Origin of the sequence: Halosimplex marinum (assembly GCF_051414075.1) — an archaeon.
GTDB classification, from domain to species: Archaea; Halobacteriota; Halobacteria; order Halobacteriales; family Haloarculaceae; genus Halosimplex; species Halosimplex marinum.
This window is the reverse complement of the sequence record NZ_JBLKNY010000004.1, coordinates 694,904-713,734: the sequence shown is the minus strand read 5'-3', so window position 1 is coordinate 713,734 and position 18,831 is coordinate 694,904. Positions and strand designations below refer to the sequence as shown.

At 70.0% G+C, this 18,831-nt stretch carries 16 protein-coding genes; 5 read left to right on the top strand and 11 right to left on the bottom strand.

The annotated features are described in order from the left end of the window. Together ACMGFI_RS11625 and ACMGFI_RS11620 are read left to right on the top strand one after the other, a co-directional pair. Nucleotides 1–1,071 carry an ABC transporter permease gene (locus tag ACMGFI_RS11625; RefSeq protein ID WP_436909789.1) on the top strand — a complete coding sequence of 357 codons (1,071 nt, stop codon included), beginning with the start codon at nucleotides 1–3 and terminating at the stop codon, nucleotides 1,069–1,071. After that, entirely contained in the window at nucleotides 1,064–1,762 is a 699-nt protein-coding gene (locus ACMGFI_RS11620; RefSeq protein WP_436909787.1) for an ATP-binding cassette domain-containing protein, read from the top strand. Before ACMGFI_RS11625 ends, ACMGFI_RS11620 begins: the two co-directional genes overlap by 8 nt. Nucleotides 1,763–1,912: 150 nt before the next feature. On the opposite strand, the gene ACMGFI_RS11615 is transcribed toward ACMGFI_RS11620, so the two are convergent. Continuing rightward, a complete protein-coding gene (locus tag ACMGFI_RS11615) occupies nucleotides 1,913–4,102 on the bottom strand; it encodes an elongation factor EF-2 (protein ID WP_436909786.1) in 2,190 nt (729 codons plus the stop codon). 194 nt (nucleotides 4,103–4,296) lie between these two features. Here ACMGFI_RS11615 and ACMGFI_RS11610 point away from each other — a divergent pair, with 194 nt between their 5' ends. Then, nucleotides 4,297–5,046, top strand: a complete 750-nt coding sequence (locus ACMGFI_RS11610; RefSeq protein ID WP_436909785.1) for a DUF5781 family protein — start codon at nucleotides 4,297–4,299, stop codon at nucleotides 5,044–5,046. Nucleotides 5,047–5,076: 30 nt separating this feature from the next. Here the strand turns inward: ACMGFI_RS11610 and ACMGFI_RS11605 are convergent, their stop codons facing one another. Genes ACMGFI_RS11605 through ACMGFI_RS11590 form a run of 4 tightly spaced genes read right to left on the bottom strand, consistent with a single transcriptional unit; the run spans nucleotide 5,077 to nucleotide 8,578 of the window. Then, entirely contained in the window at nucleotides 5,077–6,552 is a 1,476-nt protein-coding gene (locus ACMGFI_RS11605; RefSeq protein WP_436909783.1) for a PQQ-dependent sugar dehydrogenase, read from the bottom strand. A gap of 12 nt (nucleotides 6,553–6,564) precedes the next feature. Beyond that, nucleotides 6,565–7,302: an energy-coupling factor transporter transmembrane component T family protein gene (locus tag ACMGFI_RS11600; protein WP_436909782.1), complete on the bottom strand. Its 738-nt coding sequence runs from the start codon at nucleotides 7,300–7,302 to the stop codon at nucleotides 6,565–6,567. Beyond that, the gene (locus ACMGFI_RS11595) at nucleotides 7,296–8,000 is read right to left on the bottom strand and encodes an energy-coupling factor ABC transporter ATP-binding protein (RefSeq protein ID WP_436909780.1); all 705 of its coding nucleotides are present in this window, start codon (nucleotides 7,998–8,000) and stop codon (nucleotides 7,296–7,298) included. Before ACMGFI_RS11595 ends, ACMGFI_RS11600 begins: the two co-directional genes overlap by 7 nt. After that, nucleotides 7,997–8,578 carry a biotin transporter BioY gene (locus ACMGFI_RS11590; protein WP_436909779.1) on the bottom strand — a complete coding sequence of 194 codons (582 nt, stop codon included), beginning with the start codon at nucleotides 8,576–8,578 and terminating at the stop codon, nucleotides 7,997–7,999. The genes ACMGFI_RS11595 and ACMGFI_RS11590 overlap by 4 nt, the downstream gene beginning before the upstream one ends. Nucleotides 8,579–8,721: 143 nt before the next feature. On the opposite strand from ACMGFI_RS11590, the gene ACMGFI_RS11585 reads away from it, so the two are divergent. Next, nucleotides 8,722–9,540 (top strand): aldo/keto reductase, encoded by an 819-nt coding sequence (locus ACMGFI_RS11585; RefSeq protein WP_436909778.1) that lies wholly within the window; start codon nucleotides 8,722–8,724, stop codon nucleotides 9,538–9,540. Between the two features lie 653 nt (nucleotides 9,541–10,193). Here ACMGFI_RS11585 and ACMGFI_RS11580 read toward each other — a convergent pair. The 3 genes from ACMGFI_RS11580 to ACMGFI_RS11570 form a co-directional block, all read right to left on the bottom strand. After that, complete coding sequence (locus ACMGFI_RS11580) at nucleotides 10,194–11,153, bottom strand: phosphotransferase family protein (RefSeq protein WP_436909777.1); 960 nt, start codon at nucleotides 11,151–11,153, stop codon at nucleotides 10,194–10,196. 104 nt (nucleotides 11,154–11,257) lie between these two features. After that, complete coding sequence (locus ACMGFI_RS11575) at nucleotides 11,258–11,872, bottom strand: 30S ribosomal protein S7 (RefSeq protein WP_436909776.1); 615 nt, start codon at nucleotides 11,870–11,872, stop codon at nucleotides 11,258–11,260. Between the two features lies 1 nt (nucleotide 11,873). After that, nucleotides 11,874–12,296: a 30S ribosomal protein S12 gene (locus ACMGFI_RS11570; protein WP_436909775.1), complete on the bottom strand. Its 423-nt coding sequence runs from the start codon at nucleotides 12,294–12,296 to the stop codon at nucleotides 11,874–11,876. A gap of 164 nt (nucleotides 12,297–12,460) precedes the next feature. Here ACMGFI_RS11570 and ACMGFI_RS11565 point away from each other — a divergent pair, with 164 nt between their 5' ends. After that, nucleotides 12,461–13,489 carry a glycosyltransferase family 39 protein gene (locus ACMGFI_RS11565; RefSeq protein ID WP_436909773.1) on the top strand — a complete coding sequence of 343 codons (1,029 nt, stop codon included), beginning with the start codon at nucleotides 12,461–12,463 and terminating at the stop codon, nucleotides 13,487–13,489. Nucleotides 13,490–14,162: 673 nt separating this feature from the next. Here the strand turns inward: ACMGFI_RS11565 and ACMGFI_RS11560 are convergent. From ACMGFI_RS11560 to ACMGFI_RS11550, 3 genes are read right to left on the bottom strand one after another with little or no spacing between them, the layout of a single operon-like run. Further along, nucleotides 14,163–14,588, bottom strand: coding sequence for a NusA-like transcription termination signal-binding factor (locus ACMGFI_RS11560; protein WP_436909772.1), 426 nt, complete (start codon nucleotides 14,586–14,588; stop codon nucleotides 14,163–14,165). Nucleotides 14,589–14,605: 17 nt separating this feature from the next. Next, nucleotides 14,606–15,811, bottom strand: a complete 1,206-nt coding sequence (gene rpoA2 / locus ACMGFI_RS11555; protein WP_436909770.1) for a DNA-directed RNA polymerase subunit A'' — start codon at nucleotides 15,809–15,811, stop codon at nucleotides 14,606–14,608. A 2-nt stretch (nucleotides 15,812–15,813) separates the two neighbouring features. Continuing rightward, the gene (locus ACMGFI_RS11550) at nucleotides 15,814–18,831 is read right to left on the bottom strand and encodes a DNA-directed RNA polymerase subunit A' (protein ID WP_436909769.1); all 3,018 of its coding nucleotides are present in this window, start codon (nucleotides 18,829–18,831) and stop codon (nucleotides 15,814–15,816) included.

Below are 18,831 nucleotides of genomic sequence, written 5' to 3'. Positions count from 1 at the left end.
ATGGTCGCACCGCTCCTCGAGAAGGAACTGTTCTGGCTCCGCCGCAACTGGCGGGCCGTCGCCGTCGTCTTCCTGCTGGCGCCGGCCCTGTTCGGCGTCGCCACCGCGGGGTTCGACCGGACGGTCCCCCAGGACGTGCCGGTGGCCGTCGCGCCCGCCGACGACACCGTGACGGAGGACGAACTGCAGGCCGTCGCCGGGCTCGCGCGGACGGTCTCGGCCCCGCGACAGTTCGACTCGCCGGCCGCCGCGACGACCGCGCTCCACCGGGAGCGTGTCTACGGCGTCCTCACCGTCGGCCACGGCCTCTACGAGTCGGGCGCGAACGTCACGCTCTCGCTGGCCGTCGACGGCGGGATGGTGACCTACGTCGAGCCCTCGCGGGCGGTGACGGGGACGCTCCGCGAGCGGGCGGGCGTGTTCCCGTCGACGGTCACCGTCGAGCGGCGGGTCGTCGGCGCCGAGCGGACGCTCCCGGAGTTCCTCTTCGCGACCGGTCTGGTCTATCTGCTGGCGGTCTACGCGTTCACCTACGTCCCCTACCACCTCGCCCGCGAGCGGCGCGTGTTCGACCGCGTGCGCGTGGAGTCGTCGCTGTGGGCACTGCTCGCCGCCAAGGCCGCGCTGTTCGCCGCGCTCGGCGCTGCCGCCGTCGCCAGCATGGGACTGGCCGGCGCCGCGCTGGGCTATCGGGTGACCCTCCTCGACCCGGCAGCGCTCGGCGTCCTCGGACTGGTCGGTACCGCACTCGTCGCGGTGAGCCTCGGCGTCTCCTTTCTCACCCGTTTCTCCGTCGCCGGCCGGTTCGTCAACGTCGCGCTGCTGGGGGCGGTCGTCGCCTTCTCGAACCCGGTCTACCCGACCGGGTTCTTCTCGGCCGTCCGCCGGGCTATCGCGGGCTGGAGCCCCGTCTACCACGCGACGGTCGTCGTCCGCGCGGTCGCGCTGAAGGGGCTGTCCCCTCGCCTGTTCACCGACCGCCTGCTCCTGCTGGGCGGCGTGGCCCTCGTCGCTCTCTGCTGGCTCGCGGGCGCCGTCGTCCTCTACGAGCGGAGGGGTCGCGATGGGTGACGGCACAGCGGGTGGGGAGTCCCAGCGCGACCGCTCGGACGAGATCCGGCTCGGCGGCGTGGTCAGGCGCTACGACGGCGTCACCGCGCTCGCCGGCGTCGACCTGCGGATCGAGGCCGGCGACCTGCACGCGCTGGTCGGCCCGAACGGCTCGGGCAAGTCGACGCTGCTAGCGCTCGTGCTCGGTCTCGACCGGCCGACCGCGGGGACGATCACCCGTCCGGAGGGCCGGATCGGCTGCGGCTTCCAGACGCCGAGCGTCTACCCCGACCTGACCGTCGACGAGAACCTGCGGGTGTTCGCCGCCATGGGCGAGGCCGGCGACGACTGGCTTGCGACCGTCCGCGCGGACCTTGGTCTCGACGACGTGCGCGACCGCGTCGCCGGCGACCTCTCGGGCGGCTACCAGCGCCTGCTCGACGTGGCGCTGGCGTTCGTCCGCCGGCCGACCTTCGTCCTGCTCGACGAGCCGCTGGACGAGCTCGACGACGCCGCCCGCGACCGGGTGGTCGGGTTCGTCGCCGACTACTGCGGCGACGGCCGGACGGTTGTCGTCTCGACGCACCACCTCGACGCCTTCGGCCCGTCGCTCGACCGGCTGACCGTCCTCGCCGACGGCGACGTGCGCTTCGACGAGCGCGTCGACGGGACCGACGACTACCGGGCGATCTACCGCGACCTGGTGGGGTAAACGATGCGGTGCCGCCGCCTCGAAGGCGCGGGAGACAGCGGAATAACCCGTTCTCCGACGGTCCGTTTCTGCCACGAGTCGTAGAGTACGACGGGACTGGCGACGGAGCGGCGCGAAAAGTCGAGAACGGGCGAGAGGACTAGACGGCCGTTAGATGTAATCGACCGTCTCGGGCAGTTCCTGCTTCATGCCCTTGCGCTCGCGGATCTCCATGATCTTCTCGCGCTGGAGGTTGTCGGCCATGACCTGGAAGCCGGCGTTCTCGGTGTTCCAGGAGGCCCGTCCCTCGGTGGCCGAGCGGATGTCGCTGGAGAAGCCGATCATCTCCTCGACGGGCGCGACGCCCTCGACGACCATGAGGTCGCCCTCCTGGTACATGTCGTCGACGCGGCCGCGACGGCCCTGGATCTCGCCGGAAGCGGCGCCCATGTGGTCGTTGGGTACGTCGATGCGGACCTCCTGGATCGGCTCCAGCAGGCGCACCTCGGCGTCGATGAGGGCGTTGTGGATGGCCTGGCGGGTGGCCGGGATGACCTGGGCCGGGCCGCGGTGGATGGCGTCCTCGTGGAGCCGCGCGTCGTGGAGGCGGATGAGCGAGCCCTGGACCGGCTCGGCGGCCAGCGGCCCGTCGTTGAGCGCCTCCTCCATCCCTTCGAGGACCAGCTCCATCGTCTCGTTGAGGTGCTGGATCCCCTTCGTGTCGTCGATGATGACGTTGGTGTTGTGGATGTGCTCGACGTTCTGGGAGGTGTCCTTGTCCATGCCGGCCTCCTGGAGCGCCTCGCGGCGCTCCAGTTCGGGCATGTCCATGGAGGCCTCGCCGAGCTGGATGGCCTCGACGATGTCGTCGTCGAGCGGCGTCACGGTGATGTAGAAGCGGTTGTGACGGTTCGGGGAGATCCCCTCGACCTCGCGGGAGTCGCCCTGGGGCGCCTCGCGGAAGACGACGATGGGTTCGCCGGTGTTGATCGGGATGCCCTGGTTGCGCTCGATGCGCTGGCCGATGACCTCGAGATGGAGCTCACCCTGCCCGGAGATGAGGTGCTCGCCGGTGTCCTCGTTGATCTCGATCTGGATGGTCGGGTCCTCCTTGGCCTGCTGCTGGAGCGTCTCGATCAGCTTCGGGAGGTCGTCCATGTTCTGGGCCTCGACGGACTTGGTGATGACCGGCTCCGAGATGTGTTCGATGGACTCGAAGGGGGTCATCTCGACGCTCGAGACCGTGGAGCCGGCGATGGCGTCGCGGAGGCCGGTGACGGCGGCGATGTTCCCGGCGGGGACGCGCTCGACCTCCTCGCGCTCGCCGCCCATGTAGATGCCGACCGACTGGACGCGGTTCTGCCCGGCGGTCCCGGAGACGTACAGCTCCTGGCCCTTCTCGAGGGTGCCCGAGAAGACGCGGCCGGCGGCGATCTCGCCGGCGTGGGGGTCGATCCCGATGTCGGTGACCATCATGACGACCTCGCCGTCCTCGTCGACCAGCTGCATCGACTCGGCGACCTCGGAGTCGGCGTCGCCGCGCCAGATGCGCGGGATACGACGGGGCTGGGCGTCGATGGGGTTCGGGAAGTGCTCACAGACCATGTCGAGGACGACGTCCGACAGGGGCGTCCGGTCGTGGAGCTCCTGTCGCTTGTCGGCCCGTTCGAGGTCGATGATCTCGCCGAAGTCCATACCCGTCCGCTGCATCGAGGGCATCGAGACGCCCCACTTGTACAGGGCGGACCCGAAGCCGACGGTGCCCTCCTCGACGGAGACGGTCCAGTCCTCGTCGATGTCGTCCATCTCCTCGGTCATCCCGCGGATGAGCTCGTTCACGTCGCGGATCACGGCCAGGAGACGCTCCTGCATCTCCTCGGGCCCCTCCTGGAGCTCGGAGATCAGGCGGTCGACCTTGTTGATGAACAGGGTCGGCTTGACGCCCTCGCGTAGCGCCTGGCGCAGGACGGTCTCGGTCTGGGGCATCGCGCCCTCGACAGCGTCGACGACCACCAAGGCGCCGTCGACGGCGCGCATCGCGCGGGTCACGTCGCCGCCGAAGTCGACGTGGCCCGGCGTGTCGATGAGGTTGATGAGGTGGTTGGTGCCCTCGTACTCGTGGGTCATCGAGACGTTCGCGGCGTCGATGGTGATCCCGCGCTCCTGCTCGTCCTCCTCGGTGTCCATCGCGAGCTGCTCGCCCGCGGTGTCGTCGGAGATCATGCCCGCGCCGGCGAGCAGGTTGTCTGTCAGCGTGGTCTTGCCGTGGTCGACGTGAGCAGCGATGGCGATGTTCCGGATGTTCTCCGGCTTGTCCATCAGTGTCTCACATTCCTGTACGATCTTTTTACGTCGGCCCATTATACGGCACTCTATCAATGGGGGCGTCAAAAGGGTGCTGTTTCCATTCGCGTGCGGCAACCGCCGACACGCGGACACCGTTCGGATCCCCGAGTTCCCCACGGCCCCCCGAGTTCTCCGCCCGCAGCGGCGGAGGCCGGACCGTGCCAAACGCCCGCAAGAGTAATACTCGGGGAAACCCTGGGAGAGAGCGTATGGACGTGCGAGTGCGCGGCCCCGGCCCGGAGGGTCCGATTCTCGGGGCGCGCGACCTGTTCGAGACCGAACGGACGCTGGAGCGGCCTGTCACCGTCGAGATACGCGAGGACCCCGACGAGCGGACGCGCGTGAGCCACGACGAGGAGAGCCACCTGTTCGTCATCTCCCGGCAGGCGGCCACGTCGGCGATGGCGCGGGAACTCGCGCTCCACGAGTTCGCGCATATGCACCACTACGAGCGCGACCACCCCTCTCACACGCAGTCGATGGAGGAAGTCATCTTCCTCGCGCTGGCCGGCCGGTCGGTCGAGCGCCGGAAGCTCACCCACTGCTACCAGATCGCCAACCACATGAAGGACATCTACGCCGACGACGTGTGGCTGGAGGTCGCGCCGGCCGACAAGCTCGTGGCCTTCCTCGAATCCAGCCTCGCCGCCGCCGTCGCCGACCGACCACGGGATCCCCCCGCCTGGGACCGGCTTACTCCCGCGGCCGATCCGGACATCACCGCGGTCAACGCCGCGTTCGCGCTCGGGCTGGTCGAACGGCACGACCTGGTCGACGACGACCACCGGATCTACGACCTGGCGCACGCGGCGGCCCAGGACGCCCCGGAGATCGACGTGGCGTCGTTCACCCGCCAGTTCCGGACGCTCGCCCGCGACCCCGACGACAGCGAGTACCGGAAGGCGCTGGTCGACGTGACCCGCGCCTACGCGACCGGCGGCGAGCGGGCCGCGGACTGACCGGAGGCCGGGACGACTCGACCGTGATATCTACTCCTGGGTCAGCCGGACGAGCACGTCGTCGCGCTCGCGGGGGAACTCCCCCTTCGCGCGGCCGTCGCGGTTGGACGTGATGACGTAGACATCGCCGTCGGGCGACTGCTCGACGTGGCGGATCCGGCCGAGTTCGTTCTTCATCGTCGTGTGGACCGTCGCGGTGTAGGCCTGGTCCGCCCAGTCGCCAGTCACCTGGTCGTAGGCGTTCTCGGCCGGGGGGAGTTCGCCGCCCTCGGGGGTCAGCGTCGTGACGATCAGCTGCTGGCTGATGAGCCCGCCGGTGACCATCCGGTTCCGCAGGGCTGGCACCTTCTCGCCGGTGTAGAACAGCGAGCCCGTGGGTGCGAAGCTCGTGGCGCGGGTGTTGAACAGCGGCGGGTGGAAGCCGCTGCCGGGGTAGTTGTCGGGCTCGTACACCTCGGGCCAGCTGTAGTTGTCGCCCGCGACCAGCCGGTTGATCTCGTCGCGGCCCGAGGGGCCGTGCTCGGAGGCGACCGGCGTGCCGTCGGGCAACCAGACGATCCCCTGGGGGTTGCGATGGCCGTACGTGAACACCCTGGGGTCGGCGTCGTCGCCCAGGTCGGGGTTGTCCGGCGCGGGGTCGCCCGAGGGAGTCACGCGGAGGATCTTCCCGGCGAGGCTGCCGGGGTCCTGGGCGGCATCGGGCTGGCCGCCGTCGCCGCAGGTGATCCAGAGGTAGTTGCGCGGGCCGAAGGTGATCCGCCCGCCGTTGTGGTAGTTGTTCGCGGGGATCTCGTCGACGACCGTCCTGACCGGCTCGCCCGGGGTCTCCGACTCGACGTCGAAGGCGGCCACCTTGTTGTACTTCGTCCCCTCGTCGTTCGTGTACGTGTAGTAGACGAAGATGTGCGAGGGGTTCGGAAACGTCGGGTGGACGGCGATACCGAGGGTCCCCCCTTCGCCGCCCTTGACCCACCAGGGTCGCTTGTCCGACCCCGGTTCGATGGAGCCGGCGTCGATGGCCCCGGCCGGCTCCGCGACGGTGCGCACGTCTTCGCCGTCGAACCGCAGGACGCGACCGACGCGTTCGGTGACGAACATATCCCCGTCGGGCGCGAACGCGATGTCCCACGGGACTTCCAGGTTCTCGACGAGGATCTCAGTACCGAGGGTCGCATCCAGCGGCGAACTCGTCGGCGCCTCCCACTCGGGGTCGTAGCCCGACCACTCCTCGATCGGGCGGCCGACGACCGACTCCGGCGTGGCCGTGTCGCCGGTCGAGCCGTCGCCCGCGTCGCCGTCGGACCCGTCGCTGCCGTCCGCACCGCTATCGCCGTCGTCGCCGCCACCGCCGTCGCTGCCATCGCCGCCGCTTCCGCCGTCGGTCGGCGTCGCGATCTCGGTCGAACAGCCCGCCAGGCCGGCGACGCCGGCTGCGGTCAGGGCGAGAAAGCGGCGCCGCGAGCGCGGAGGGGCCGTCGCCGTCCGCTCGGTCGAGTCGGGGTGCATGTCCGAGTCCTATTACCCGACCGGAATGAATCTTCCGGGAACGCGGGCGACCAGCGGCCAGGCCGCCAGCGCGACGCCGACGGCGGCCGCGAGGTAGTCCCGGCGCCGGAGCGCCAGCACCGGGAGCGTCGGGTTCCAGGCGAAACAGCGCGCCCGCAGGGCGAGCGTCAGCCGGTCGGCACGCAGAACGGACCGCTGGAGGCTCCGGGTCAGGATCCGCTCGACGCGGTCGCGGAGCGGCCGGCGCTCGCCCGCCCGCGCGTGGACCGCCCGTCGGGTCGCCCGCACGTCGCGCAGGACCACCGGGAAAAAGCGGAAGACCAGCCCGACGCCGACGCCGAACAGCCGGCCGACCCTCCCCGGGACCGTCAGCTGGATGGCCGCCCGCGTCTCCCGGACGGGCGTCGTCCGCACGTAGACGGCGCTGGCGAACACCACCGGGACGACCCGGGCGACCGACCGCAGCGACTCGACGGCCGGTCCGACACGGAACCACGGCTCGCCCAGGGCCGCGCCGCCGACGAGCGGCCCGACCGAGAGGAACAGGAAGACCGGCCAGTAGGCCCGAACTACCCGCAACGGGGAGAGCCGCCCGGCTGCGAGCGCGCCGAGGGCGACCGCGCCGCCGACCGCGAACCCACGCACGGTCGGGTCGCCGAACACCGCGACCGCGAGGCCGAACTGGACGGCGAGCTTCGCCCGCGGGTCGAGCCCGTGGGCGAGCGAGTCGCCCGGCTCGTAGGTCAGCATCGCGGGTCGCGAACCCCGACCTCGTCCAGCCGGTCCAGCGCCGCCGGCGTCGGTTCGTCCAGCACGACCCGCCCGTCGGCCATCCCGACCACGCGGCCGACCAGCCCGACCACGTCGCGCAGGTCGTGGGTGACAACCACGAGCCCGGTCCCGTCGGCCGACAGCGCGTCGAGGCGGGTCAGCACCGACTCGCGGGCCGCCCGGTCGAGCCCGACCAGCGGCTCGTCCAGCACGAGGTGGTCGGGCTCCATCGCCAGCGCGCCCGCGATGGCGACTCTCGCCTGTTCGCCCCCGGAGAGGCGGTCGATCCGCTCGTCGCCGCGGCCACTCATGTCGACCGCGTCGAGCCCTTCCTCGACCCGGCGGTCGATCTCCGCCCGGTCGAGCCCGAGGTTCTCCGGGCCGAACGCCACGTCGGCGCCGACGGTCCCCGCGACGAACTGGTCGCGGGGGTTCTGGAACACCATCCCCACGCGCGTCCGGGCGTAGACGGGCTCCTCGGTCACGTCCCGGCCGTCGACGCGGACGGTCCCCTCGTCGGGCTCCAGCAGCGCGTCGAAGTGTCTGACCAGCGTGGTCTTCCCGCTGCCGTTGGCGCCGACGACCGCGACGGCCTCGCCGTCGTCGACCGACAGCGAGACGCCGTCGACGGCCGCGACCTCGCCGTAGCGGTGGACCAGCCCCTCGGTCTCGATCATTCCCGGAGGGCGAGGTGGCCGCCCTCGACGACGGCGACGGCGACGAACACCTTCACCACGTCCGGCACGGCGAACGGCGCCATGATCCCGGCCGCTGCGCCGATCGAGACGCCCAGTACCTCGGCCATCCACGGGAGGCCGACCGCGTAGACGACGACCAGCCCGGCGAACACTGCGGCGAGTTCGACCGGCACCGACAGCTCGGAGACGGGCCGCGGCTCGATCCCGCGGTGGGCGACCGCGCCGACGACGACCGCCGACAGCGCGAAGCCGACGAGGAATCCGCCGGTCCGGCCGCCGAAGTAGCCGATGCCCGCCGCGCCGTTGGAGAACACCGGCGCGCCGGCCGCGCCCGCGACCAGGTACAGCGCCATCGCGAACCCGCCCCACAGCGGCCCGAGCAACAGCCCCGCGAAGAAGGGTCCAAAGGGCTGCAGCGAGAACGGCACCCCGACGCTCGGGATCGGGATCGACAGCTGGGCGAGCGCCGCCGTCAGCGCCGCCAGCACCGCCGCCCCCGCCAGGTTCCGCACCGTGTCGTCGTCCACCAGTTCGACGGACTCGTACTCCTGTGCCATACCTCTCCGTGTCCCGTCAACCGGTAAATAGACACTGGTTTACGATACTTCGGACCCGTTCGGTCCCGGCCCGGGACCGAACCGGAACCGGTTCCGGCCGCCGCGAGCGGGGGATTTACCTCCCGTCCGGCCGCGGTCGGCCCATGGAACACGTCACCGTGCAGGGCGCCGAGGTCCCCGCCGTCGGCCTCGGGACGTGGCAGCTCACCGGCGAGGAGTGTTACGAGACCGTCTCGGCCGCGCTCGAACTGGGGTACCGGCACGTCGACACCGCCCAGATGTACGACAACGAGGAGCAGGTCGGTCGCGCCCTGGCCGACGCCGACGTGGACCGCGACGACGTGTGGATCACGACGAAAGTCACGCCGGGCAACGCCCGCCGGTCGGACGTGGTCGAGAGCACGAAGGGGAGTCTCGACCGCCTCGGCACCGACTACGTCGACCTCCTCCTGCTCCACTGGCCGAACCCGCTCGTCTCCTTCCGCGACACCGCCCGCGGCATGGCCGAACTGCGCGACGACGGTCTGATCCGCCACGCCGGCGTCAGCAACTTCCGGCGCTGGCGCCTGCGCCGCGCCCGCGAGAAGTCGACCATCCCCATCCTCGCCGACCAGGTCCGCTTTCACCCCTTCTACACCCACGGCGCGCTCCGGGAGTACTGCGCGAAGGCCGACACGATGCTGACGGCCTACAGCCCGCTCGCCCACGGCGGCCTCCTCGACGACCCCGTCCTCGCCGAGATCGGCGAGCGCTACGACAAGACGCCCGTCCAGGTCGCGCTCCGCTGGGCCACCGGCTTCGAGCACGTCGCCGCCATCCCCAAGACCACCTCCCGCGAACATCTCCGTCAGAACATCGAGGTCTTCGACTTCGACCTCTCCGACGACGAGCGCGACCGGATCACCCGCCCCTCCTACCTGAAGTCCGCCGGGCTCTTTCTCCGCAACGAGATGGGTTTCTGAGGGCGATAGACCGGGGTCCACTGCGGTCGGCGCGCGCTGGAGCGCGCTTTCATGCGCGCGACGGAACTGCGCGAGGGATGAGCATCGCAGCTTGCGAGAAGCGCAAGAGGCTGGGGAGGTTCGAGGCTGTCTGCGGTTGCTGTGCGGGGCGGGTGCGGTGCTGTCGGAGCGGTCGCGGTCCCTGGTGGACTGAAAGGGCGAGACGCGCTCGCGTTCACGTGGTCGTCTGAGCGACCCCTACCCGAGCGTAGCGAGGGTATGTCGCTCAGCGACCGCGAGCGCGCCGAGGGCTTTCATCGGTTGTTGTTCCCTGCCGTCGCACCAACTCGTAGCGAGCGGGCCGAGAGCTTTCAGCGCTCACCGTCGAGTGCGGTCGGGTCGGTTCATCTCTCATCGACGAGCGTGGTAGCGATCGGACTCACTCCCGTTCGGACTCCAACTCCTCGACGCGCTCCCGCAGTTCGTCGATTCCCCCGACTCCGACGAAGCGCGCGCTTCAGGAAGACGCCGACGAGAAGCGCCACCGGAACCGACACCGCGGTCGCGAACAGCAGGACGGTCAGCAGTTCCGCGGAGCCGCCGGACTGGAGGGGGACCACGACCGACGGTGTGACCGTCGGCCGCTTGGAGTTTGCGGACGCGAACGCGCCCGGTCAGGCCACCCTGCCCGAAAGCGAGTCGGCGGCGGCGAGCCGACCCGACACGAACCCACGCAGAGCCGCCCCGTAGTCCTCCCGACCGCTCTGGGCGGGCATCTCGGGATCGTGGACCAGCGTCAGCTCCCGCATCGCGAAGGCGGCCCGGTACAGCTCGCGCCGGACGGGGAACCCGGGGCCAAGGTGCCGCTCGCTCGCGTATCCGTCGTAGAGCGCGCGACGGAGCGACCCGTGACGGCCGGCCGACACTGACCGCCCGAGGAGGTCGCGCTCTGCCCAGACGAGGTCGAAGCCGCCGGGCGCGGCCTGGGCGAGCTCCCAGTCGAGCAGCGTCGCGACCTCGCCGCCGTCGAAGAGGACGTGGTCGCCGCTGGCCTCGCCGTGGACGAGGACCGGCCGACAGTTCGCGAGCGACTCCCGGTGAGCGTCGACCGCCGAAGCGACCGCGGTCCCGGTGTCGGCCGAGGCCGTTCCGGCCAACTCCCCGGCCCACCGCTCGACGAACTCGCCCAGTCGCGTCGCCCACGCGGCCGGCTCCGCGACGGCGAGCGGCCGCCCACTCCGTTCCAGCGTCCCGTGGCCGTCGAACCACCCCTCGGTCGCGCCGTGCAGGCGGGCCAGCCACCGACCGACCGAGCGGAGTCGGTCCCGGCGGCGTTCGCCCGGGTCGCGGTCGGCACAGGTCTCCCCGTCGACCCACTCCAGCAGGAGATACCCGTCTCCGTCGGCGAGCACCGCGGGAACCCGGCGGTCGGTCCGCTCGGCGATCGCCCGCTGGACCGCGCCCTCGTGAGCCAGCGTCGCGGGCTGGCAGTCGGTCAGCTTGCAGGCCGCCCGCCTCCCGTCGACCGTCGCTTCGAAGACGGTGTTGCGTTCGCCGACGCGGACCCGGCGGCGGACGGTGTAGTGGTCGGACTCCGATGCGAGCGCCTCGCGCAGTGTGGACTCGGTCGTCATGGGTTGGACGCCGCGTGGCGTGCGGCGACCGGCGACGGCCGCGCCCGGACCGGCCGAGCCACGGCTGTCGCCCCGGAGAAGACGGAGAAGCGGAGAGAGAGAGATTACCGGGCGGCGGCGGCGACGCGTTCCTTCTCTTCCTTCTGGTTGACGGCGTAGGCGGAGACGTCGTCGTTGGCTGCGGAGGTGAGCTGGTTGGCCAGCGCCTCCTCGGCGTCGGTCGGCGTCTTGAACGAGTCGCTGTAGACGCCCTCGGCGATGAACTTCAGGGCCTGGTCGACGCGGCGCTGGGGTGCCACGTCGACGGCCTTCGGGACCGAGATGCCACCGTACTTCAGGCGGACGGTCTCCTCGCGGGGCGCGGCGTTCTCCACGGCGGAGACGAGCACCTGGACGGGGTTCTCGTCGGTGCGCTCGTGGATGATGTCGAAGGCGTCGCGCGTGATGCGCATGACCTTCTGCTTGTCGCCGGTGTTCTCCTCGGTCTGCATGAGCCGGTTGATCAGCCGCTCGACGATGCTGATCTCGGACTTCTGGAACTGCTTGCCGGCGTGGCGACCCATCGTGTGGGCGATGGGCGTGACCGTGATGTAGCGCTCGGTCGAGGGGTCGGAGTACTCGATGTCGGTGACCTCCCACTCGCCGAACAGCTTGGCGGGCGCGTCCTCGTCGTCGGTCCCGGCCGGGGCGTCCGGCTCGGGTGCGTCGTCTGCAGACATGTTATCGGACCGGCTTCTCCGCGTTACCGCGCACGAGTTCGATCAGCGAGACGCCGTTGACCTTCTCGACCTTGTAGTTGACGCCGGGCAGGTCGCCCTTCGAGCGCCCCTGGGCGCCCCCGATGCCGGCGATGGTGACCTCGTCGTGCTCGTCGATGAAGGAGATGGCGCCGTCGCCCGGCAGGAACGCCGTCACGGCCTTGCCGTTCTTGATCAGCTGGACCCGGACGCACTTCCGGATCGCCGAGTTGGGCTGTTTGGCCTCGCGACCGATCTTCTCCAGTACGATGCCTCGCGCCTGCGGCGCGCCCTCGAAGGGGTCCTCGCCGGGCCCTTCCTTCCGACGTGCGTAGTCGGAGTCGGACCACCGTCGCTGCTGGCGGTCCTTCTTCAGCTTGCGGGCGGCGTATTTGCCGTTCGCCATAGTGGCCGTGGATACCCGACGGAGGTACTTAAGCATCCTCTTTCGGCGCGTGGCCTGTGACGCTCCCACGTGGCCCGGCCGCCCCGGTTTCCGACGGTTCCACGTCGCCAGGTTGGAAGATGTTTCAACGACAATTTATTACCCTCCGACAGGATGGTGGCGTCATGGGTGTGACGGATCCGGTACGGTCGGCGCTCCCGGACGGGGTGGCCGAGCGGGTCGACGACCTGGAGTCGGTCGGGCTCGTGGGCGCGGTCCTCGTCGTCGCGCTGGTGGTCCGCGTCCGCGCGCTGACGTCCGAGAGCCTCTGGATGGACGAAGTGTACTCGATCACCTACGCGACCGAGCGGTCGACCCTGGAGATCCTGACGGAACTGCCGCTGGAGGACCCCCACCCCCCGCTGTACTACCTCCTGCTTCGCGGGTGGACCGCGGTCTTCGGCGCGAGCAAGGTCGCGACCCGCTCGATGTCGCTCGTCTTCGGCGTCGCGGCCGTCGCCCTGCTGTTCGCGCTCGGACGGCGCCTCTACGACCGCGAGACCGCTACCATTGGGGCCGCGATGCTGGCGCTGTCGGGGATGCACCTCTACTTCTCGCAGGACACGCGGATGTACTCGCTGTACACCGCGCTGTCGGTCGCCTCGCTGTACTGGTACGTCCGGGTCGTGTTCGACGGCGACCGCTCGCGCCGGACGCTCGCCGGCTACGTCGCGACGACGGTGCTGCTCGGCTACACGCACGTCTTCGGGCTGTTCCTGGTCCTCGCCCAGAACTGCTACCTGCTGGTCCACGTCCTCCGGATAGAATGGTCGGCGGCGGTCGACCTGCTCCGGCGCTGGGTCGGCCTCCAGGCCGTGACGGCCCTGCTGCTCGGCCCGTTCCTGGCGGTCCTCGGGATGCGACTGCTCGGCTATCCGCCGTTCGACAGCGCCTCGCCGACCTGGATCCCGTCCCCGAGCCGGGCCTGCTCGTCGACACTATCGCCCGCTACTTCGGGTACGGCTGGCTGTGGGACTCGTGGTCGATGGGGTTCATCGCCGCCTCGGTCGCGCTCGCCGGCTGGGCGCTGGTCAGCGACGCCGACCCCGAGGACCCCGCGGGACGGCTCGACCGACTGCTCCCGTCGCGGCGGGCGACGTTCCTGCTTTTCGTCCTCGTCGTGCCGGTCGTCGTGCCGTTCGCCGTCTCGCTGACGGTCGAACCGATCTACCGGGCGAAGTACACCGCCGCGGCGTCGATCGGACTGTTCCTCCTCGTCGCCCGCGGGATCTCCGAGCTTCGATGGACCAACATCGGCGCCGGGCGCTTCGCCGTCGCCGGACTGCTCCTGCTGGCGATGGTCGTCCCGGTCACCGTGCTCCACGGGTCGCCCCAGAACCCACAGTGGGAGGGGGCCGTCGAGGGCGTCGAGCGACACGGCGACGACCCGCACATCGTCGTCGTCGGCGGCGACGTGCCCGAGCGGTTCTATCCCGCCGTCCACGTCGCCGGCGAGGAGTCGGCCACCGCCGTTCAGGCGAGCGAGGCGGACACGCTCGGGGAAGTCATTGCGGAGCGGCGCGCGCGGGGCGAACAGGTCTGGTTGCTGATCTCGCAGTGGCGGACCAACGTCGATCAGCGCCGCGTCATCGGCGACCAGCTCGGTAGACGGGACCTCCGGGCCGACGGCCAGCTCGAATACTTCGCAGTCTGGACCCTCCGGGTCGGCAACGCCACCGACGACGGGGCGAACGCCGAGAGCCGCCGACCGGCCGATGCCGTCCGGCCGGACGCGACCCTGCGAGGCGGGTGACGGCGCTGCCGTCGGGAGACTGGCTGAAGAAGTCGGAAAAGGGCCGGCGAGGTCGAAAGCCGGGACGCGCCGCCCTACGTCAGCTCGATCTCGTCGATGTCGTGGTGGCGGGCGGCGAGTTCGCGGGCGGCGTCGATGTTGCGGCCGCCCTTGCCGATGGCGGCGCCGCGGTCCTCGTCGGCCACCTCGGCGTAGGCGACCCGGTCGTCGTTCTCGCTGATCGTGACGTTGTACACCGCCGCGGGCGAGAGGGCGCTGGCGACGAAGTCCTCGGCCGTGGGCGCGTCCTCGACGAGCTTGATCTCCCGGTCGAGCTGCTGTTCGACCGACTGGACGTGCTGGCCGCCCGGGCCGATGGCCTCGCCCATCTCGCCGGCGGCGACGAGGAAGACCAGCCGGTCGTACTCCTCGTCGACGACGCAGTCCCGGGCGGTCGCGCCGGTCTCGTCCTCGAACAGTGCGATGAACTGCATCGCCTCGTCCGAGAGGGTGACCGTCATCCGTCTCGCCCCGCCATTCAGTCGGCCTCTTCGGCGCCGTCGCCGCGGCCGGGCGCCATCCGTAGGTCCACGTCGCCGGTGCCCAGCTTGATCGGCTTGCCGACGATGACGTTCTCGGTGACGCCGTTGAGGTCGTCGACCTCGCCGTGGATGGCGGCGTCGAGCAGGTGGTTGACCGTCACCTCGAACGCCGCGCGGGCGAGCACGGACTCCTTGTTGCCGGAGATGCCGTGGCGACCGATCGACTCGATGCTCCCGCGGTTGGTCATGATGTCCGCGACGAGCATCAGGTGCCGGATGTTCACCTCGTCGAGGCCCTGCTCGGCGAGCGTGTCCATCGTCTCGTTGATGATGGCCTCGCGCGCGGCCTCGATGCCGAGCTGGCGGTGGATCTCGTGGATGTTGTTACACGTCGTCCGCGAGGCGTCGACGCCGTCGAGCCCGAGCACGTCGCCCAGGGCCGACCCCTCGGTGTAGAGGACGAACTCCTCGCCCTCGTCGGTCTCCTCCTTGCGGATGACGACCCGGGAGATCTCCTCGATCCCCTTGAAGACGATGTCCCGGAGCTCCTCGACCAGCTGGAGCAGGTCGCGGTAGCTGGGCTCGTCGGGGCCGAACTGGACGACGGTCGGCGCCGGGGTCTGGACCTCGACGCCGAGCTTCGACTCGATGGTCGAGGCGATGTCCGAGACGACCGACTCGAGGTTGTCGGCGGTCGGCCACCGCTCCTCCAGGGTGTCCTCGTTGAGGTCGACCTGCACGAGCATGTCGGCGACGTTCGTCGACACGTCCCCCAGCTGGAGGATCTTCGTCGACTCGATGGCCCAGACCACCTCGTGGGCGCGCTCGCGCTCGGCGGCGTACTCGTCCTCGAGGTGGATAGTCATCATCGGCGTGTCCGGCTCCTTCCGGGCGTCGACCAGCTCGATGAGCCGGGGCAGCCCCTGGGTCACGTCGATCTCCGCGACCCCCGCGTAGTGGAAGGTGTTCATCGTCATCTGGGTGCCGGGCTCCCCGATGGACTGGGCGCTGACGGTGCCGACGGGGTCGAGCGGGTCGACGCGGGTGTCGACGTACTTGCTCTCGACGGCCGTCGCGATGTCGTCGACCTGTTCGAGCGTCAGCTCGCCGCGCTGTTCGATGGTGTCGTACACCTCGTCTTTCAGCCGGCGCGGGAGCTCGGTGTCCTCGACCAGGGCCCGCACGTCCTCGGTGACCTCCATGGTCAGTCACCCCCGGCCGCTTCCATCCACCAGTCGTCGGCGTGCTCCGAGAGGTTCGTCGGCTCGGGCTCGCGCCCGAGGAACTGCTCTTTCTCGGTCTCGGAGTCGAACTCCGCCTCGACGACCCGGTCGGCGATCTCGTCGACGTCGACGATGTCGCCGTCCTGGTTCGAGGAGACCTCCACGGGGGAGGTGCCGTCCTCGCCGAACTCGAACTGGACGATGGTGTCGCTGGTGTCCCGGACGGTGCCGTCGTACTGGGTCTCCAGCTCGGACAGCGCGTTGATCAGCCGGCGCTGGAGGTAGCCGGACTTGGAGGTGCGGACCGCCGTGTCGACCAGCCCCTCGCGGCCGCCCATCGCGTGGAAGAAGAACTCCCGCGGTTCGAGGCCGCTCCGGTAGGAGTGTTCGACGAAGCCGTGGGCCTCCGCGGAGAGGTCGTCGGGCTTGTAGTGGCTGAGCGTGCGGTCCTCGTAGCCGCGGTTGATCCGCTCGCCGCGGACCGCCTGCTGGCCGACGCAGCCGGCCATCTGCGTGAGGTTCAGCATCGAGCCGCGCGCCCCGGAGTCGGCCATCACGACCGCCGGGTTGCTCTCGTCGAAGTGGTCCTCGGCGATGTCGCCGGCGGTGTCGCGGGCCTTCGAGAGCGTGGACATGATCTTCATCTCCAGGGTCTCGTCGACCGACCGACCCGGCAGCGACTCCAGCTCGCCCGCCTCGTAGGTATCGATGAGCTTCTCGACGCGGTCGTAGGCGTCCGAGATGGCCTCGTCGATCTGCGCCTCGGCCGCCTCCGGGATGGACTCGTCGTCGATGCTGATCGAGAACCCGAAGTGCATGATCGACCGCATCGCGAGCGCGGAGACCTCGTTGATGAAGATCCGCGCGCGGGTCTTCGAGTAGACCTTCGCGATGGTGTCGACGACCTCGCCGCCGAAGGCGCCGACCGCGTCCTCGTCGATGGTACCGTCGACCATCTGCCCGTCCTCGACGACGACGGTGTCGCCCGCCGAGGAGGTGAACTCAAGGTCAAGGTCGTCCGGCAGTAGCTCCGAGAACAGCGTCCGGCCCGTCCAGTAGGCCTCGCCGGCGTCGTCGACGCCGTCGGACTCGGGCAGTTCGTCGATGCGGGTCGCACGCAGGAGATCCAGCGCCTGGGTCTCGTTGAACTCCGGATTCGTGTGGGTCAGCAGGTAGGTCCCGGTGATGTGGTCCTGGATGGCGCCGATGATGTTCTCGCCCATCTTCGGGCTGAGCATCTGCTCCTGGACGCGCATGAGGACCCGGGCCTCCGCGCGGGCCTCCTCGTTCTGCAGCGCGTGCATGTTCATCTCGTCGCCGTCGAAGTCGGCGTTGTACGGCGGGCAGACCGTCGTGTTCAGCCGGAACGTCTTGTACGGCATCACCACGACCTCGTGGGCCATGATGGACATCCGGTGCAGCGACGGCTGCCGGTTGAAGATCACGACGTCGCCGTCGATGAGGTGCCGCGAGACCTCCCAGCCGGGCTCGACCTTCTCGGCGAGCTCCTCGCAGTTCTTCTCGGTCACCTTGAGCCGGCGACCGTCGTGGCGGCGGACGTAGTTGGCGCCCGGGTGTTCCTCGGGCCCGTTCGCGACGTACCGACGAGCTTCGTCGAGGTTGCGCTCGTTGACGTTCATCGTCTGGGTCATCTCCGTCGCCACGCGGTCCGGGACGCCGACTTCGTTCAGCGACAGCGTCGGGTCCGGCGAGATCACGGTCCGCGCGGAGAAGTTGACGCGCTTCCCCGAGAGGCTCCCGCGGAAGCGGCCCTCCTTGCCCTTCAGGCGCTGGGAGAGCGTCTTCAGCGGGCGGCCGGAGCGGTGTCGCGCCGGCGGCGTCCCCGATATCTCGTTGTCCATGAACGTGGTGACGTGGTACTGCAACAGCTCCCAGAGGTCCTCGATGATGAGCTGGGGGGCGCCCGCCTCGCGGTTCTCCATGAACCGCTGGTTGATGCGGATGATGTCCACCAGCTTGTGGGTCAGGTCGTCCTCGGAGCGCTGGCCGTTGTCCAGCGTGATGGACGGTCGCGCCGTCACGGGCGGGACCGGGAGGACGGTGAGGATCATCCACTCCGGCCGCGAGCGCTCGGGGTTGATGCCGAGCGCCTCGATGTCCTCGTCGGGGATCTCCTCGAACCAGTCGCGGATGTCCGAGGGCATCAGCTTGTCCATGTCCTCTTCGACGAGGTACTCCGCCGACGAGGACACGTCCTCGTCGAGTTCGTCGAGGTCGTTGAGCCGACCCAGCGCGCGGCCGAGGTTCTTCAGCCGCTCGATGTCGTTGCGGTCCGGGCGGTAGGTGCCCGAGAGCAGCTCGCGGATCCGCTCGGCGTCGAAGTCGCCGTCGTCGAGCTCCTCGGCGATGTCGGAGGGCCGGACGGCCTCGCCCTCCGGCGGGTCCATCGCCCGCTCCAGGCGCTTGGAGAGTTCGCCGTGGGGCACCTCGATGATCTCGTAGTAGGTCGTCGGCTTCTCGTGTTTGATGTCGAACTGCTTGGCGCCGCAGTACGGACAGTAGTCGACCTTGCGACACTCGCGGATGGCCGACTTGAGCACGTCAGACAGGTCCTCGTTGAGCTCGGACGTGCGTTCGAGCTTCTCGCGGTACTCCCGCTTGCGCTCCTCCGCCTTCTCCTCGGCGTCGGCGACGCGGCGGCCGTCGACGGGCGTCAGCCGCGAGCACTCGCGGCAGGTGCCCCGCAGCAGGCGACGGATGAGCTTCGCGAAGCCGACGTGGATGACCGGCGCCGCCAGCTCGATGTGGCCGAAGTGGCCGTTGCAGGACCCGGAGTGTTTGCCGCAGGTCTTGCACTCCAGCCCGGGGTCGATGACGCCCAGGCGGGGGTCCATCAGGCCCATGTCGATGGGGAAGCCGTCGTCGTCGTAGGTGTCGGCCGTGATGACCTTCGTGGCCGACATCTCTCGGTACTCCTCGGGGTCCATCAGCCCGAAGCTGATCTGACCGATCTCCTGGGGTGTTCCTTGCGCGGACAT

Excerpts from the sequence above, each read along its gene's own strand:
- ACMGFI_RS11620 (WP_436909787.1), top strand. The coding sequence starts at position 1,064 with ATGGGTGACGGCACAGCGGGTGGGGAGTCCCAGCGCGACCGCTCGGAC.
- ACMGFI_RS11610 (WP_436909785.1), top strand. The coding sequence starts at position 4,297 with ATGGACGTGCGAGTGCGCGGCCCCGGCCCGGAGGGTCCGATTCTCGGG.
- ACMGFI_RS11590 (WP_436909779.1), bottom strand. The coding sequence starts at position 8,578 with ATGGCACAGGAGTACGAGTCCGTCGAACTGGTGGACGACGACACGGTG.
- ACMGFI_RS11575 (WP_436909776.1), bottom strand. The coding sequence starts at position 11,872 with ATGTCTGCAGACGACGCACCCGAGCCGGACGCCCCGGCCGGGACCGAC.
- ACMGFI_RS11560 (WP_436909772.1), bottom strand. The coding sequence starts at position 14,588 with ATGACGGTCACCCTCTCGGACGAGGCGATGCAGTTCATCGCACTGTTC.
- ACMGFI_RS11550 (WP_436909769.1), bottom strand. The coding sequence starts at position 18,831 with ATGTCCGCGCAAGGAACACCCCAGGAGATCGGTCAGATCAGCTTCGGG.
- ACMGFI_RS11585 (WP_436909778.1), top strand. The coding sequence starts at position 8,722 with ATGGAACACGTCACCGTGCAGGGCGCCGAGGTCCCCGCCGTCGGCCTC.
- rpoA2 (WP_436909770.1), bottom strand. The coding sequence starts at position 15,811 with ATGGAGGTCACCGAGGACGTGCGGGCCCTGGTCGAGGACACCGAGCTC.
- ACMGFI_RS11595 (WP_436909780.1), bottom strand. The coding sequence starts at position 8,000 with ATGATCGAGACCGAGGGGCTGGTCCACCGCTACGGCGAGGTCGCGGCC.
- ACMGFI_RS11565 (WP_436909773.1), top strand. The coding sequence starts at position 12,461 with ATGGGTGTGACGGATCCGGTACGGTCGGCGCTCCCGGACGGGGTGGCC.
- ACMGFI_RS11600 (WP_436909782.1), bottom strand. The coding sequence starts at position 7,302 with ATGCTGACCTACGAGCCGGGCGACTCGCTCGCCCACGGGCTCGACCCG.
- ACMGFI_RS11570 (WP_436909775.1), bottom strand. The coding sequence starts at position 12,296 with ATGGCGAACGGCAAATACGCCGCCCGCAAGCTGAAGAAGGACCGCCAG.
- ACMGFI_RS11605 (WP_436909783.1), bottom strand. The coding sequence starts at position 6,552 with ATGCACCCCGACTCGACCGAGCGGACGGCGACGGCCCCTCCGCGCTCG.
- ACMGFI_RS11625 (WP_436909789.1), top strand. The coding sequence starts at position 1 with ATGGTCGCACCGCTCCTCGAGAAGGAACTGTTCTGGCTCCGCCGCAAC.
- ACMGFI_RS11580 (WP_436909777.1), bottom strand. The coding sequence starts at position 11,153 with ATGACGACCGAGTCCACACTGCGCGAGGCGCTCGCATCGGAGTCCGAC.
- ACMGFI_RS11615 (WP_436909786.1), bottom strand. The coding sequence starts at position 4,102 with ATGGGCCGACGTAAAAAGATCGTACAGGAATGTGAGACACTGATGGAC.